The sequence below is a fragment of the Defluviimonas sp. D31 genome (assembly GCF_033436765.1).
Taxonomy (GTDB): domain Bacteria; phylum Pseudomonadota; class Alphaproteobacteria; order Rhodobacterales; family Rhodobacteraceae; genus Albidovulum.
On sequence record NZ_JAWQFN010000014.1, the window covers coordinates 24852 to 39639 of the forward strand.

The window sequence follows — 14788 nt, forward strand, 5'->3', positions numbered from 1 at the left end:
GGTCGTTACTGGTGCAGAAGTCGCGAACGCACGTCGAAGGGGGTGACGCCATAGCGGTTCTTGAAGACGCGCGAGAAATGCGAATGGGACTCGAAGCCGCAGGCCAGGGCGACCTGACTTAGCGAGAGCTTGCTCCCTTCGATCAGGATGCGCGCCTTGTGAAGCCGGATCTGGCGATAGTACTTGTTGGGCGATGTTCCGAGGTACCGGGCGAACAGGCGCTCCATCTGCCGGGTCGAGACCTTGATGCTGCGCGCGATCGTATGGGTCGAGATCGGCTCTTCGGTGTTCATCTCCATGAGCGCCAGCGCGGCCCGCAGCGGCCCGTCCGGCAGGTTGGGCATGTTGCTGACACCTTGAGGCTGTTCGGCGCTTCCGATCCGAAAGCGTTCGAGCAGCAAAATCCGCGCCACGGTTCCGGCGACCTGTGGCGAACAGAACTCCGCGATCAGGGTGATCAGCGCGTCATAGGCCGACGCCATGCCCGCGCTGGTGACAAGCTTGCCCTCTCGGAGGAAGATGACCGGCACGCAGTTCGGGGCAAGGCCTTCTTCTTCCAGAACGGCGCGTGTTTCCCAATGAACGGCCGCGCGCTCGGTCATTCCGGCGACCAGCAGTGCCCGCGCGGCATCCGACATCGCGAGCGCGCAGCCGCCGCGATGGTTCACCCGGTGCAGTCGCGGCAGAACGTCCCGCAGGCAATCGGAAATTCCGCTTCCGCCCGGAATGATCAGAAGGTCGGGCGAGGTCGCCGCTTTCGCGACCGGGACCGCCGTCACCTCCATGCCTCCAAGCGACGTGACGCTGCTTTTCCCATTGGCGGAGACGATCGCCCACTTGAAATGCTCGCGCCCTGAAACGCGGTTCGCGATGCGCAGGCAGTCGAGCGCCGCGGCCAGTTCGGTCGGAACGAACCCCGGCGCGATGAGTATTTCCGTGCGAAGCGGATCAGGCACGGACGCGGACGTTTTCGGGATCGTAGAGGCAGCCCTCCACCACCTCGGCCGCGACCGGCGCGCCGATCACCTCGACCGAGAGCCGGGTTCCGGGCGCGGCGAAGCCCGGCTCGACGAAGCCCATGGCGATGTTCCTGCCGATGCGATGCCCCCACCCCGCCGAGGTGACGGTGCCGACGACGCGGCCCTCGTGGATGATGCTGTCCCCGCCATGCGCGGGCGCGTGGGTGCAGTCGAGCACGAGGCTCACGAAGGCCCGCCGCGCACCGGCCGCGACCATCCGCTCCAGCGCCGGCTTGCCGGTGAAATCCGGCTTCCCCATCGCCACGAAACGGTCGAGGCCGGTCTCGAACGGGGTGAATTCGGTCACGAGGTCGGCCTTCCAGTGCAGGTAGCCCTTTTCAAGCCGCATCGATTCCACCGCGTAGGAGCCGAAGAGCCTCAGCCCGTGCGCCTCGCCCGCGCGCCGCAGCGCGAGATACGCGGCATAGAGCGAGGCATTGGGGACGTGGATCTCGTAGGCAAGCTCGCCCGAGAAGCTGACCGACATGACGACGGCCGGCGCGATGCCGACGAAGGCGCGGCGGGTCGAAAGCCAGGGGAACGCCGCCGCCGACCAGTCGCCGCGCGAGGCGGCCTGAAGCACGTCGCGCGCCCTTGGCCCGGCGAGGACGAGGATCGTCCAGTCATTGGTGAGCGAGCGGAGCCTCACGCTGCCGTCCTTCGGCAGATGCGCCGTGAGCCAGTCCATGTCGTGATATACCGACGCGGCGGCCGAGCCGTACCAGATCGTACCCTCGTCGAGATTGGCGAGCGTCGCCTCGGCCTTGACCATGCCGTGGTGGTTCAGGAGATACCCGAGCCCGACCTTGCCCTCGTTGCGCGGAATCCGCCCGCAGACCATCCGGTCGAGCCAGTCGCGCGCACCCGGACCGGTGATCTCGATCCGGTTGAAGCCGTTGACCTCGGTGAGGCCCACGCCTTCCTGCACGGCCTTGACCTCGGCGGCAACGACGTCGAAGGCCTCGGTGAAGCGGAACGAATGGGTCTCGTGGAAGTCGGGCGCGGGCTTGATGTAGGCCACCCGCTCCCAGCCGTTCACGGTTCCGAACTCGGCGCCCTCGGCGGCGAGGATCGGGGTGAGCGGCGTGGTCTTCATCGGCCGCCCGGCGGGGCGGTGTTCGTGCGGGAAGTGGAAGCGGAACTCGTTCTGGTAGTCCTCCACCGCCTTCAGCGCGGTCAGCTCCACGTTGGCGTGCCCGGTGAAGCGGCGCGGGTCGATGACCCAGGTGTCGTAGCAGGCCTCGCCGTGGACGATCTGCTGCGCCAGAAGCCAGCCGTGGCCGCCGCCCTCGCCAAGCCCGGCGCGGAGCCCGATGATGCAGAAGGCGTTGCGCTTGCCGGGGATCGGGCCGACCAGCGGCGCGCCGTCGATCGTGTAGGTGATCGGGCCGTTGACGACGGTGTGGATGCCGACCTCGGTCAGCGCGGGCATCCGCGCGAAGGCGCCTTCCAGCACGTCGGTCACGCGATCGAGGTCATCGGGGCAGAGCGCGTTGACGAAGTTCGGGTCGATTCCGTCCATGCCCCAGGTCTTGCAGCCCTGTTCGTAGAACCCGACCAGGAGCCCGAACTTCTCCTGCCGGCAGTAGTAGTCGCTGATCGGGCAGCGCAGGAGCGGCATCCGGTGGCCCGCCTCGCGGATCGCCGGGATCTCCTCGGTCAGGAAGTACTGGTGCTCCATCGAGGCGACCGGGTGGTGCACCCCCATCATCGCGCCGACCTCGTTGACGCGGTAGCCGCAGGCATTCACGACGATCTCGCAAGCAATGTCCCCGTGAGTGGTGTGCACGGTCCAACTGTCGTCCTGATGCTGCGTGAGCCCGATGACGGGGGTGTTGCGGTAGACCTCGGCACCGGCCTTGCGCGCACGGCGCGCGAGCGCCTGGCAAAGCTGGGCGGGGTCGATGTCGCCGTCCAAGGGGTCCCAGAGCCCGCCGATGAGGTTGTCGGTCGAGATCAGCGGATGTCGGCGGGCGCATTCTTCGCCGTCGATCACTTCAAAATCGACGCCCATGCCCTTGGCCATGCTCGCGAAATGGCGATAGCCCTCCATCACCCGCTCGGTATTGGCCAGTCGGATGCCGCCGTCGGCATGGTGGTAGTTGATGGGGTACTCCGGATCCTCGGCCAGTTCCTTGTAGAGCCGGATCGAGTGGCTTTTCAGCCCGACCATCGTCTGGGTCATGCCGAAGTTCGTCACCTGTGCGGCCGAATGCCAGGTCGTGCCCGAGGTCAGCTCGTTGCGCTCGACGAGGACGACATCGGTCCAGCCCTCCTGCGTCAGATGATAAAGCGTCGAGCATCCGGCGATGCCGCCGCCGATCACGACGACACGGGTCTGGGTCTTCATGGCGCGCCTCCGATTGCAGTCTTTGGAGCATGAGCGCGGAACCCCGGCCTCCGGTCAATCCGGCGCGGCCCGATTTCGAAAAACGGTTTCGGCGGGTCGGGGAAACCGAAACTCCCGCTCTGCCCGATCAGTCCGGCGCCGGTTCGGTCGGCAGGAGCGCGAGCCCGCCTTCGAGCCAGGGCAGCGCCGACACGCCCGGCTCCACCACCTGCCGGCGCAGGATGCCGCGCAGCGTGCCGCCGATGACGCCGGAGACCTCGTCGGTCCAGTCGGACTTGTGAAAGAGCGAGATCACCCGTGAAAATCCGGCGAAGGGCAGCGGATAGAGATCGACCTGGCCGTGGAAGCGCCGCGCCCGGAGATAGCCGAGCGGCGTGGTGATCGCCCAGCCCGCGCCATTCGCAACGAGCCCGAACAGCGCCTGGTTGCTGTCAAGCTCGATCCGCCCCTGCGGCGCCAGCTTCAACCGCGCGAGATGGGTGGCGATCTGCCGGCCGATGATCTGACTCTTCTCGTAGCGCAGGAACGGCAGAGACCCGAGCGCCGCGATCGAGTCGGGCGGTCCCGGAAGGCGGCCGTGCGGAACCGCGAGAACGAAGGGGTCGCGCAGGAGCGGCGTCTCCACCACGCCCTCGGGCAGGTCGTGGGCGCGCGCCGCCACACCGAGGTCGATCCGCCGCTCGGCGACATCGGCGAGGATAGTGTGGCTCAGGGCGGTCCGCAGCGAAAGATCGCAAGGTGTCAGCATCGCCGCGAGCGCGACCGCGAGCTTCGGCGTCACCTCGCCGTCGAAATCGTCGATGATGCCGAGCCTGAGGCTGCGGAGCCGCCTGAGATCCATCAGCGACAGCTCCGCCGCGCCCTGCCGCAGATGCGCGAGCGCGGCACGGGCGTGCGAGAGGTAGGCGCGCCCCGCCCGTGTCGGCTCCAGCGGGCGGCGGCCGTGATCGACGAGATCGACGCCCAGCGCGGCTTCGAGGTTTCTCAGCTGCTGCGAGGCCGCCGGCGGGCTGAGGCCGAGCTTGCGGGCGGTCTCCTGCAGCGACCCCGTGCGCGCGAGTTCGTCGAAAACCTCCAGACCGCGCAGCGTGATCACCTTGCTGATTGAATCGGCCATCGCACGCGCCCTTTCAGGTTTTCCGAATCCGTTCGCTCGAACGGCGGCCAAAGGCCGCATTCTGCGCCATAGCGGAAATATTTCGGAATTGGCCGCCTGTTTGCGACGCTTCTCCCCGGCGTCAGGCCGGGGTGCGGAGGATCGTGATCAGGGTGTCACCGTAGCGGCGCTGGTCAAGGACCTCGACCCCTTCGGGCGGGACCGGTGCGGCGCTCTCCTCCCATACGACGATCGCGCCGGGCGCGAGCCAGCCGCCCTCGATGCAGGAGGCGAGCGCCGCCTCGCCCATGCCCTTGCCATAGGGGGGGTCAAGAAACACGAGGTCGTAGCCCGCCCCCCGGTTCGGCCCCATCCGGGTCGCGTCGCGGCGCCAGACATCGGTGACGCCCATCGCCTGCATCTTCTCGATGTTCTGCCGCAAAAGCGCCCGCGCCGCTGTGCCCTCATCGACGAAAGCCGCCCGCGCCGCGCCGCGAGAGAGCGCCTCGAGCCCGAGCGCGCCGGTCCCGGCGAAGAGGTCTAGCACCCGCGCGCCCTCGACCGGATTGCCGTAGGGACCGTTGATCAGGAGGTTGAAGATCGCCTCGCGGACCCGGTCCGAGGTCGGCCGGAGATGCGCCGCCGCATCGCCCGCGCCGACCTCGGCGAGCTTCAGCCCGCGCCGCGCTCCGCCGATGATCCGCATCTACTTCAGGAGCGCCTTGAGATCGGAAGCGGGGTCCGCGATCACCGCCGGATCGGGCGACTTCCCCGCCTCGATCAGGCGTTTTCCGATCATGTAGGCGCGGGCGTCGTTCATCGAGTCGATGGCGAGGAGCTTGTCGCCCTTGTAGTACCAGAAGCTGACCGAGGCGCCCTCGCCCCGGGTCACGATCCGGTCGTAGCCGGTATTGAGCCCGGCGATCTGAAGCTTGACGTCGTACTGATCGGACCAGAACCACGGCTTGGCCGCATAGGGCTTTTCGGCGCCGAGCATGTTCTCGGCCACGATCTCGGCCTGGTCGATGGCGTTGCCGACGCTTTCGAGCCGGATCCGCCCGCCCTGGTGCGGGAACGAGGCACAGTCGCCCGCCGCCCAGATCGCCGGATCGGAGGTGCGGCCGAATTCGTCGGTGCGGATGCCGTTGTCGATCTCCAGCCCCGCCTCCTCGGCGAGGATCGTGAGCGGCGTGATGCCGACGCCGACGATGACGAAGTCGACGGCGATCTCGCGGCCATCGGAGAGGACCGCGCCGGACACCCGCCCCTCGCCCGTCAGCCGGTCGAGACCGGTGTTCTCGAGGATCGTCACGCCGTGGTCGGCATGGGTCTTGCGGAAATAGTCCGAGGTCTCGGGCGCGGCCACGCGCTGGAGGATGCGCGGCGCCATCTCGATCAGCGTGACGGAAAGCCCCAGCTTGGCGCCCACCGCCGCCGCCTCGAGCCCGATATAGCCGCCGCCGACGATGAGGAGCTTGCGCCCGGCCTCGAATTCCGGGGCCATCGCGTCGACATCGGCGAGCGTGCGGACGGTGTAGACGCCCTTCAGATCGCCGCCCACCGACGCCGGCAGCCGCCTTGGGCGCGAGCCGGTGGTCAGCGCGAGCTGGTCGTAGGAGATCGTTTCGCCGTTCACCCGCACCGTCTTCGCGGTGCGGTCGATCGCGGTCACCGCCGCGCCGAGCTTCAGCGTGATGCGGTGCTCCTCCCAGAAGGCGGGCGCGCGGAGATAGAGCCGCTCCAGCTCCATGTCGCCAAGGAGATAGCCCTTCGACAGCGGCGGGCGCTGGTAGGGCGGCGCCGGCTCCTCGCCGATCATCGTGACGTCCCCGTCATAGCCAAGGGCGCGCAGCTTTGCTGCCAGAGAGGCGCCGGCCTGGCCCGCGCCGATGATAACGATCCCGCCCATGCCCATTCTCCCTCTGGTCGCCGGTCGCGGGGAGCCTATATCGTGGGTTCGGGAAAACGCAACGCGAGAGGATGAGAGAATGGCACTTTCCAAGGGCGACCGGCTGCCGGAGGCGACATTCGTGGAAATGGGCACGGAGGGGCCGCGGGAGGTTAAGCTTTCCGAGCGGCTGAAGGGCCGAAAAGTCGTGGTTTTTGGACTGCCCGGCGCTTATACCGGCCCCTGCACCGGCATTCACATCCCGAGCTTCGTCAAGACCGCCGACGCCTTCCGGGCGAAGGGCGTGGACGAGATCATCTGCATCGCCGTCAACGATCCCTTCGTGCTCAAGGCCTGGGGCGAATCGACCGGTGCCACGGCGGCGGGGATCAGCTTTCTGGGCGATGCCGACGGCAGCTTCACCAAGACGCTCGGCATGGAGTTCACCGCACCGCATCTCGGCCTGATCGGGCGCTCGAACCGCTATGCGCTGGTGCTCGACGACGGGGTGATCACCGCCGCGAGGGTCGACAAGCCGGGGGTCTGCGACATCTCGACCGGCGAACACCTGCTGGCAGAGATCTGAGCGTGATCGCCACGGGCGGGCGCCTGCCGGAGGCAGAGCTTCTCAGGATCGGCGCGGGCGGACCGGAGACGGTCCGCCTGTCGGAGCGTCTGGCGGGCCGCAAGGTGGTGCTCTTCGCGGTGCCGGGGGCGTTTACGCCGACCTGCGATTCGGCGCATCTGCCGGGCTTCATCCGCAGCGCCCCCGCGCTTCGCGCGAGAGGCGTCGAGGAGATCATCTGCGTTTCGGTCAACGACGCCCATGTGATGCGCTACTGGGGCGAGACCACGGGCGCGACGGCGGCGGGGATCACGCTTCTGGCCGATGCCGACGGCGCCTTCTCCCGCGCGCTGGGGCTCACCTACGACAATCCCGCCGCCGGCATGTTCGGCCGCTCGCGCCGCTACGCGATGGTGGTGGAGGACGGGGTTGTGACCGCCTTCGAGCTTGACCCGATCGGCCAATGCAGCCTTTCGACCGGCGAGGCGCTGCTGGAGAAGCTCTGAGCCCTACTTGCGGGCGTGGATCTCGCAAAGGCATGTGACGGGCTCGGAATGGTCGCGCTGCACCTCCGCAGCGCCGGCGATCTTGTCCATCCGCTTCGCGAGCGTGAGGTCGAGCGCCGAGAGCCCGCCGCAGTCATGCGTGGTCAGCGTCACGTCGACGACGTTGTAGACGTTCGACCATTCCGGGTGGTGGTTGAGCTTCTCGGCCTGAAGCGCGGCCCGCGACATGAATCCCCAGGCTTCTGAAAAGTTTTTGAATTTCCAGATCTTGCGGATCGCGTCGCGGCTCTCGACTGCGCCCCAGCCGGCATCGCCCAGCGCGGGCAGTTCGGCCTTGCGTTCGGTTTCGGTCAAAAGCTCTGCCATGATGTCATTCCTTCTCGCTTCGCGCCGCGTCGTCGGCAGCACTGGCGCGTCCGAGGGCCGGTCGCGCGTTGATCCGCGCCCAGTAGGCTTCGAGCGCGGGGCGCTTCTCGATCGTGCCGAAGTGCATCCCGAAGCCGATCTGCGATCCGGTCGCGACGTCGGCGGCGGAGAAGCTGTCGCCCGCCAGGTAGGGATGATCGGTCACCGCGCGTTCGAGCGCGTCGAGCGCGGTGTCGAGCGGGCCGAAGCCGACCCGTCCGCGCTGCTCGTCCGGCACGATCCAGCCGCAGATCTTGGCGATCACAGCCGCCTCGAACGGCCCGGCCCCGAAGAAGAGCCAGCGGTAGTAGGACGAGCGGTCCTTCGGAGCGAGCCCGGCCTCGGGGAAAGCGTCGGCGAGATAGGCGCAGATCGCGGCGTATTCGGTGACGATCCGGTCGCCGTGGACCAGCGCCGGCACCTTTCCCATCGGGTTGATCGCCAGATATTCCGGCGACTTCATCGCCTCGCCGTAATCGAGGTAGCGCACCTCGTAGGGCTGGCCCACCTCCTCCAGCATCCAGCGCGCGATCCGGCCGCGCGACATCGGGTTCGAATAGAGGACGAGGTCGGCGGCCATGGCGTGGCACTCCCTTCAATCTTGCCGGGAATACTCCCGCCGGGGGCGAGAAACTTCAATGCCTCCGGCGGGGATATTTTCGGGAGGACGAAACTGATCAGCCGTCCCTCTGGGGTTTGCGGAAGGGGCCGTAGTCGGTGAGGGCCGCAATCTCGCTGCCGACGGCGTGGCGCTCGGCGTCGAGGTAGCGGGCGACGGCGGCGCGGAACGAGGGCTCGGCGATCCAGTGCAGCGAGTGGGTCTCGACCGGCAGGTAGCCGCGCGCGAGCTTGTGCTCGCCCTGCGCACCGGCCTCGACGCAGGCCAGGCCCTGGGCGATCGCGTGGTCGATCGCCTGATAGTAGCAGCATTCGAAATGCAGGAACGGGTGATCCTCGAGCGCGCCCCAGTAGCGGCCGTAGAGCGTGTCGGCCCCGAGGAAGTTCAGCGCCCCGGCGACCGGGCGGCCGTCGCGCTCGGCGAGGATCAGGAGGACGTCGTCGCGCATCGTCTCGTGGATCTCGTCGAAGAAGGCGCGGGTCAGGTAGGGGCGGCCCCATTTGCGGCTGCCGGTGTCCTGGTAGAAGGCCCAGAACGCGTCCCAGTGCTCGGGGTGGATCGCCGCGCCGCTGAGCCGGCGGATGGTGCCGCCGAAGGCCGCGGCGCCGGCCCGCTCGCGCCGGATCGCCTTGCGCTTGCGCGAGGAAAGCTGGCCGAGGAAGGCGTCGAAATCGGCGTAGGCGCGGTTCTCCCAATGGAACTGCTGGGTGACACGGTGCAAGAGCCCCATCGCGCGGCCCGCCTCGGCCTCCTCGGCGGTGCAGAAGGTGACATGGGCCGACGAGAGCGCGTTGTCGGCGGCGATCTGCACCAAGGCCTGGGTCAGCGCGGCGCGGCCCGCCCCTTCCCAGCCGGGGCGGGTGAGGTAGCGGCGGCCGGTGACGGGCGTGAAGGGGACCGCCGATTGCAGTTTCGGGTAGTAGCGGCCCCCTGCCCGCTCGAGCGCATCGGCCCAGCCGTGGTCGAAGATGTATTCGCCCTGGCTGTGGCTCTTGGCATAGAGCGGCATCGCGGCGATGACCTCTCCGTCGACGCGGGCGACAAGGTGGTGCGGCTGCCAGCCGGTCCCGGCTCCGACCGAACCCGAGCGTTCGAGCGCGGAAAGGAACCGGTGCGTGGTGAAGGGGTCGCGCGGCCGGCCCACCGCCGCCTCGGGGCAGGCGCAGGCGTCCCAATCGGCGGCGGCGATGTCGCCGAGGCCGGAGAGGACGGTGATTTCGACGGCTTTCTGGTCCATGGGCGGGCGGGTTCCTCCCCCTTGACTTGGGGAGGCGCCCCCGCCCGCGTCAAGCCGGAACCGGCGCGGCGTAGCCCTCGAAGGTGACGTTTGCGGCGACCCGGCGCGCCTTGGCCTCGGCCTCGGGCGAGCGCACGGTCCAGCACAGCACCACCGCGCCCGCCTGCTTCAGCTCGGCCACGCGGTCGCGGCCGAGATCGGCGACCTCGTGCGAGATGAAGCTCGCGCCGACCCGGTCGTAATCGGGAATCTCGCGCAGCCGGTCGCGCACTTCGGCGGGCAGAAGCGGCCAGTCGGCCGCCGTGTAGGAGGAGGTGACGAGCCCGCGCGGCCGGTCGGGCGCGGCCGCGGCGAGGGCGGCCACGGAATGGGGGTTGAAGGACATCAGCGCCACCGGACCGGCATAGTCGCGAAGCGCCTCGGCCACCGCCCGTTCCAGCGGACCGACATCGGGCCCCATCGCCCCGTCCTGGTCCTTGATCTCGATGAGAAGCGGCACCCGGCCCGCGACGAGCGCGAGCATCTCGGCAAGCGTCGGCACGCAATCGGCACCGCCAAGGAGCTTCAGCGCGCCAAGCTCCGCCGCTGTGCGGCTGCCGACCCGGCCCGGCACCCCGGTCAGGCGGCGCAGGTCGTAGTCGTGGAAGACCATCGGCACGCCGTCGGCCGAGGGCTGGATGTCGCACTCGATCCCGACGCCCGCCGCAAGCGCCGCGCGGAACGCGGCCGGAGAGTTCTCCGGCCGGCCCGCGCTGCGGTCGTGAAGCCCGCGATGGGCGATGGGGGCGGTCAGGAAGGCGGCGGGCAGCGGAACCGGCTGCGGCGCCATCATGCGACCTGGAAGATCGCCTCGATCTCGACCGCGACGCCGAGCGGCAGCGCCGGCGCCGAGACCGCGGCGCGGGCGTGGCGGCCGGCATCGCCGAGCACCTCGACCATGAGGTCGGAGCAGCCGTTGATCACCTTCGGCTGGTCGGTGAAGTCCGGCGTCGAGTTCACGAAGCCGGTGAGCTTGACCACCCGCACGATCCGGTCGAGATCGCCACCGAGCGCGGCGCGGGCCTGCGCCAGAAGGCTGAGCCCGCAGCGCCGCGCGGCCTCGGCCCCGTCGGCGACCGCCATGTCGGCGCCAAGCTTGCCCTTGATCAGGCCGTCCGGGCCCTGGCTGATTTGGCCCGAGACGAAGACGAGGTCGCCCGTCTGCACATAAGGCACATAGTTCGCCGCCGGCGCGGGGGCGTCCGGCAGGGTGATGCCAAGGTCTGCCAGGCGTGCGTCGATCTTTCCGGCCATGTCTCAATCTCCCGATTCCAGTTTCGGCGGAAGTTACCCGCGGCGCGCGCCGAACGAAAGCCCGGACGCGGCGGTCGGTCACCGCAAAACACCTGCCCGGACCTTTCTGCGCCGCTTGCGGCTTGCCACCGGCAGCCGTGGCTTCTAAGCCTAGAATCGGGGCTGGGTCACGCAACGTCGCAATAGCGAGGGCGTAAGGGGCAGATGTCGAACACTTCCGTTGATATTGCGATCCGCGGCCGGTCGCTCGGACCGGTTCTCGCCGCAGCCTGGCTTCTCGCGGCCTGCTCCGCCCCGCCCCCCGGCGTGGAGTTCAACGACCCCCACGAGGCGCAGAACCGGGCAGTGCACGAGGAGAACCTGGCGATGGACCGGGCGCTCTTCGGCGGCGGCAAGCCCGGCAGGAAGCCCTTCCTGCCGGAGCCGGTCGCGACCTCGCTCAGCAACTTCGCGAGCAACCTCGACATGCCCGGCTCGGCGGTGAACAGCGTGCTGCAGGTGCGCCCCGGGCCGGCATTGCAGAACGCGCTGCGGTTCGCGATCAACACCACGATCGGCGTCGGCGGCCTTCTGGACCCGGCGACCGCAATGGGCATCCATGCCGAGAGCACCGATTTCGGCGAGACGCTGCATGTCTGGGGCGCGCCGGAGGGGGCCTATCTGGTCGTGCCCATCGCCGGCCCGACGACGGAGCGCGACGCGATCGGCTGGTTCGCCGACCTCTTCGTCGACCCGATCAGCATCCTCGTCGGCGCGCCGGAGGCCTACTACATCGTCGCCGCGCGCGTGGGCGGAATGGTTGCCGACCGCCAGCTCTATGGCGAGACCATCGACTCGATCCTATATGAAAGCGCGGACAGCTACGCGCAGATGCGGCTCATCCACCTGCAGAACCGCCGCTTCGAGCTTGGCATCGAAACCGACGTCATCGACCCCTACGAGGATCCCTATGGCCAGTGACATCACCCGCCGCCACCTGCTCGCAACGCTTCCCGCGGGCCTCGCGCTGGCCAGCCTGCCGGGCACGGCGGGGGCGCTTACCGTCGGCCAGGCACGGGCGCTGGTCGACCAGGTCGTGGGCGAGGTCAACGGCGTGATCAACTCCGGCAAGTCCGAAAGCGCGATGCTGCGCTCCTTCGAGGCGATCTTCGTGCGCCATGCCGATGTCCGCTACATCGCCCAGAGCGCCCTCGGCCCGGCCGGGCGGCGCGCCAGCAAGGCGCAGATGTCGGCCTATATCAAGGCCTTCCAGGGCTACATGGCGCGCAAGTACGGACGCCGCTTCCGCGAGTTCATCGGCGGAAGGATCGAGGTCACGGACGCGCGGCCGCTGAAGAGCTTCTACGAGGTGCGCACGGTTGCGCATCTGCGCGGTCAGGCGCCGTTCCGGGTCGACTGGCACGTCTTCGACAAGTCCGGCCGCGAGCGCTTTTTCAACATCATCATCGAGGGCGTGAACATGCTCGCAGCCGAGCGCACCGAGATCGGCGCGATGCTCGACCGCCGCGGGGGCGATATCGGCGCCCTGACCGCCGACCTGACGCGGGCGGGCTGAACCGCCCGGCGCCGGCCGGGATCAGTTCCGGCCGCCGCCGAGAATCGCGCCAAGAACATCCCTGATGACATTCTCGACCGGATCCTGCCGCGGTTGCTGGCCCTGCTGGGCAAACCCGCCGCTCTGCTGCGTCTGTCCCGACCAGGCCGGGGGAGGCAGCTGCTCGGGCCGGATCATCGGCAGCGCCCCGGGCGGCAAGCCCTCGTGGATGCGCAGCATCACCTCGTGCCAGATCTCGGCCGGCAATCCGCCGCCGGTCACGCCGGTGAGCGGCGAGTTGTCGTCGTTGCCCATCCAGACCCCGGCGACGTAGTCGGCGGTGAAGCCGATAAACCACGCGTCGCGGTAGTCCGACGTCGTGCCGGTCTTTCCGGCAGCGTCGCGGTCCGGGAGCCGCGCCCGACCGCCGGTGCCGCGCTCGATCACCTGGGTCATCATGTAGGTCAGCTGGCGCGCCGCCTCCTCCGAGATCACGCGTTCACCCATGCCGCCCTCCTGGCCCATGAGCGCGGTGTCGTCGCCCTGGATGCGCAGCTCGGTCAGTCCGTAGGGCCTGACCGAGGATCCGCCGTTCAGGATCCCGGCATAGGCCCCGGTCATCTCCAGAAGCGTCGATTCCGACGCGCCCAGCGCCACCGCCGGCCCGGCCGCGAGGTCGGAGGCGAGCCCGAAATACTCAGCCACCTGGCGCACCGCCTCGAGCCCAACCCACTGGCTGACCCGTACCGTCGCGGTGTTGATCGAGTTCGCCAGCGCGTCGGTCAGCGTGATGGGGCCGCGAAAGTCCGGCGTATAATTCTTGGGCGACCACTCGCCCGAGCCCTTGACGTGAAGCGTGATCGGCGCGTCCTCGACGATCGAGTTCATCGTGTAGCCCATGTCGAGTGCCGCGGCATAGACGAAGGGCTTGAAGGTGGAGCCGACCTGGCGCTTGGCCTGGATCGCCCGGTTGAACGCGCCGTTGACCTTGGTCTTGCGCCCGCCGACCATCGCCCGCACCGCGCCGTCAGCGGACATCACCACGATCGCCGCCTGGGCCTGCGACCCTTCCTTGACCTTGGTATCGAAGACAAAGGCCAGTGCGTCCTCCGCCGCCGTCTGCATCCGCTGGTCGAGCGTGGTGCGCACGATCACGTCCTCGGTCGTGTCCTGGGTCAGGAAGCCCGGACCGGATTCCATCACCCAGTCGGCGAAATAGCCGCCGGCGCGGGCCTCGGCCGCCTGCGACAGCCGCGCCGGAGTGGCCTGGGCCTCGGCATACTGGGTGTCGGTGATATAGCCCTGGTCGTGCATTAGCCCGAGGATCAACGCCGCGCGCTCCTGCGCCCGGCCGAGATCGTTGGTCGGCGCGTAGTAGGAGGGCGCCTTCAGAAGACCGGCGAGCATCGCCGCCTCGCTCGGGTTGACCTCGTTCGCCGACTTGCCGAAATAGCGCTGGCTCGCCGCCTCGAAGCCGCGCGCGCCGGCGCCGAGATAGGCGCGGTTGATGTAGAGCGTGAGGACATCGTCCTTGCCGTACTTGGCCTCGAGCGCCAGCGAATACGGGACTTCCTTGATCTTGCGCACGAGGCTGCCGCGGCGGCAATCGGCCTCGTAGTCGCTCTCGGACTTCCAGGTCGCCGGGTCATAGGCGACGCCGAGGCAGAGGAGCTTCGCGACCTGCTGGGTGATCGTCGAACCGCCGTTGCCCTCGAGCGGCCCCCGCCCCTCCGCGAGGTTGATGCGGATCGCGCTGGCGATGCCGCGCGGGCTGACGCCGAGATGGCGGTAGAACCGCTTGTCCTCGGTCGCGACGATCGCGTTCTTGAGATGCGGCGACACGGTGTCGGCGGTGATCGTGCCGCCGAAGGTCTCGCCGCGCCAGGCGAAGACCTTGCCGTCACGGTCGAGCATCGTGACCGAACCGCGCGTGCGGGCGTCGATCAGCTGCTCGAGCGGCGGCAGCTGCGCGTAGAAATAGAGCGTCGCGAGGCCGACGAGAATCGCGACCACCGCGCCGACGCGCCAGCCGATGCCCCAGACCACGCGCCAGATCAGCCCGGCGAGCCCGGTCACCAGCCGGACCGGCCAGCTCGACCCTCTCGCCGCCCGGCGCGGCCGTGCCGCCTTCGGCTTGCGCGCCGGCTTCCGGGCCGGCTTCGACTTCGGCGCCGCGCCCTGCGAATAGCGCCTCTCGGCGACCATGGGGGGTTTCTTGCCGCCCGATCTGCTCATTGATGTCGAACCCGATGCCTGCTTTTCCGGTCGGGACCATA

General features: G+C 68.8%; 15 protein-coding genes. 4 read left to right on the forward strand and 11 right to left on the reverse strand.

Annotation, left to right across the window (positions count from 1 at the left end; genetic code table 11):
* Nucleotides 1–5: 5 nt before the first annotated feature.
* From R5H32_RS18200 to R5H32_RS18220, 5 genes are all read right to left on the reverse strand, one after another.
* Complete coding sequence (locus R5H32_RS18200) at nucleotides 6–956, reverse strand: GlxA family transcriptional regulator (protein WP_318340116.1); 951 nt, start codon at nucleotides 954–956, stop codon at nucleotides 6–8.
* A complete protein-coding gene (locus R5H32_RS18205) occupies nucleotides 949–3369 on the reverse strand; it encodes an FAD-dependent oxidoreductase (RefSeq protein WP_318340117.1) in 2421 nt (806 codons plus the stop codon). Before R5H32_RS18205 ends, R5H32_RS18200 begins: the two co-directional genes overlap by 8 nt.
* 127 nt (nucleotides 3370–3496) lie before the next feature.
* A complete protein-coding gene (locus tag R5H32_RS18210; RefSeq protein ID WP_318340118.1) occupies nucleotides 3497–4486 on the reverse strand; it encodes a LysR family transcriptional regulator in 990 nt (329 codons plus the stop codon).
* Nucleotides 4487–4607: 121 nt separating this feature from the next.
* A complete protein-coding gene (rsmD, locus tag R5H32_RS18215; RefSeq protein ID WP_318340119.1) occupies nucleotides 4608–5171 on the reverse strand; it encodes a 16S rRNA (guanine(966)-N(2))-methyltransferase RsmD in 564 nt (187 codons plus the stop codon).
* Complete coding sequence (locus tag R5H32_RS18220) at nucleotides 5172–6374, reverse strand: NAD(P)/FAD-dependent oxidoreductase (protein ID WP_318340120.1); 1203 nt, start codon at nucleotides 6372–6374, stop codon at nucleotides 5172–5174.
* Between the two features lie 79 nt (nucleotides 6375–6453).
* Between R5H32_RS18220 and R5H32_RS18225 the strand changes: the two genes are divergently transcribed.
* Both R5H32_RS18225 and R5H32_RS18230 read left to right on the forward strand, forming a co-directional pair.
* Nucleotides 6454–6939 (forward strand): peroxiredoxin, encoded by a 486-nt coding sequence (locus tag R5H32_RS18225; RefSeq protein WP_264773116.1) that lies wholly within the window; start codon nucleotides 6454–6456, stop codon nucleotides 6937–6939.
* A gap of 2 nt (nucleotides 6940–6941) precedes the next feature.
* Nucleotides 6942–7424 (forward strand): peroxiredoxin, encoded by a 483-nt coding sequence (locus R5H32_RS18230; protein WP_318340121.1) that lies wholly within the window; start codon nucleotides 6942–6944, stop codon nucleotides 7422–7424.
* Between the two features lie 3 nt (nucleotides 7425–7427).
* Here R5H32_RS18230 and R5H32_RS18235 read toward each other — a convergent pair whose 3' ends face one another.
* From R5H32_RS18235 to R5H32_RS18255, 5 genes are all read right to left on the reverse strand, one after another.
* Nucleotides 7428–7790 (reverse strand): 4a-hydroxytetrahydrobiopterin dehydratase, encoded by a 363-nt coding sequence (locus R5H32_RS18235; protein WP_318340122.1) that lies wholly within the window; start codon nucleotides 7788–7790, stop codon nucleotides 7428–7430.
* Nucleotides 7791–7794: 4 nt separating this feature from the next.
* On the reverse strand, nucleotides 7795–8409 hold the full coding sequence (locus R5H32_RS18240; RefSeq protein WP_318340123.1) for a glutathione S-transferase family protein: 615 nt from the start codon (nucleotides 8407–8409) through the stop codon (nucleotides 7795–7797).
* A 97-nt stretch (nucleotides 8410–8506) separates the two neighbouring features.
* Nucleotides 8507–9685, reverse strand: a complete 1179-nt coding sequence (locus R5H32_RS18245; protein WP_318340124.1) for a GNAT family N-acetyltransferase — start codon at nucleotides 9683–9685, stop codon at nucleotides 8507–8509.
* A gap of 49 nt (nucleotides 9686–9734) precedes the next feature.
* Nucleotides 9735–10514, reverse strand: coding sequence for a glycerophosphodiester phosphodiesterase family protein (locus tag R5H32_RS18250; protein ID WP_318340125.1), 780 nt, complete (start codon nucleotides 10512–10514; stop codon nucleotides 9735–9737).
* Nucleotides 10514–10978 carry a RidA family protein gene (locus R5H32_RS18255; protein ID WP_318340126.1) on the reverse strand — a complete coding sequence of 155 codons (465 nt, stop codon included), beginning with the start codon at nucleotides 10976–10978 and terminating at the stop codon, nucleotides 10514–10516. Before R5H32_RS18255 ends, R5H32_RS18250 begins: the two co-directional genes overlap by 1 nt.
* Nucleotides 10979–11182: 204 nt before the next feature.
* Here R5H32_RS18255 and R5H32_RS18260 point away from each other — a divergent pair, with 204 nt between their 5' ends.
* The gene (locus R5H32_RS18260) at nucleotides 11183–11938 is read left to right on the forward strand and encodes a VacJ family lipoprotein (protein WP_318340127.1); all 756 of its coding nucleotides are present in this window, start codon (nucleotides 11183–11185) and stop codon (nucleotides 11936–11938) included.
* The gene (locus R5H32_RS18265) at nucleotides 11928–12533 is read left to right on the forward strand and encodes an ABC transporter substrate-binding protein (protein ID WP_318340128.1); all 606 of its coding nucleotides are present in this window, start codon (nucleotides 11928–11930) and stop codon (nucleotides 12531–12533) included. The genes R5H32_RS18260 and R5H32_RS18265 overlap by 11 nt, the downstream gene beginning before the upstream one ends.
* 21 nt (nucleotides 12534–12554) lie before the next feature.
* Here the strand turns inward: R5H32_RS18265 and R5H32_RS18270 are convergent, their stop codons facing one another.
* On the reverse strand, nucleotides 12555–14747 hold the full coding sequence (locus tag R5H32_RS18270; protein WP_318340129.1) for a PBP1A family penicillin-binding protein: 2193 nt from the start codon (nucleotides 14745–14747) through the stop codon (nucleotides 12555–12557).
* Nucleotides 14748–14788: the final 41 nt, after the last annotated feature.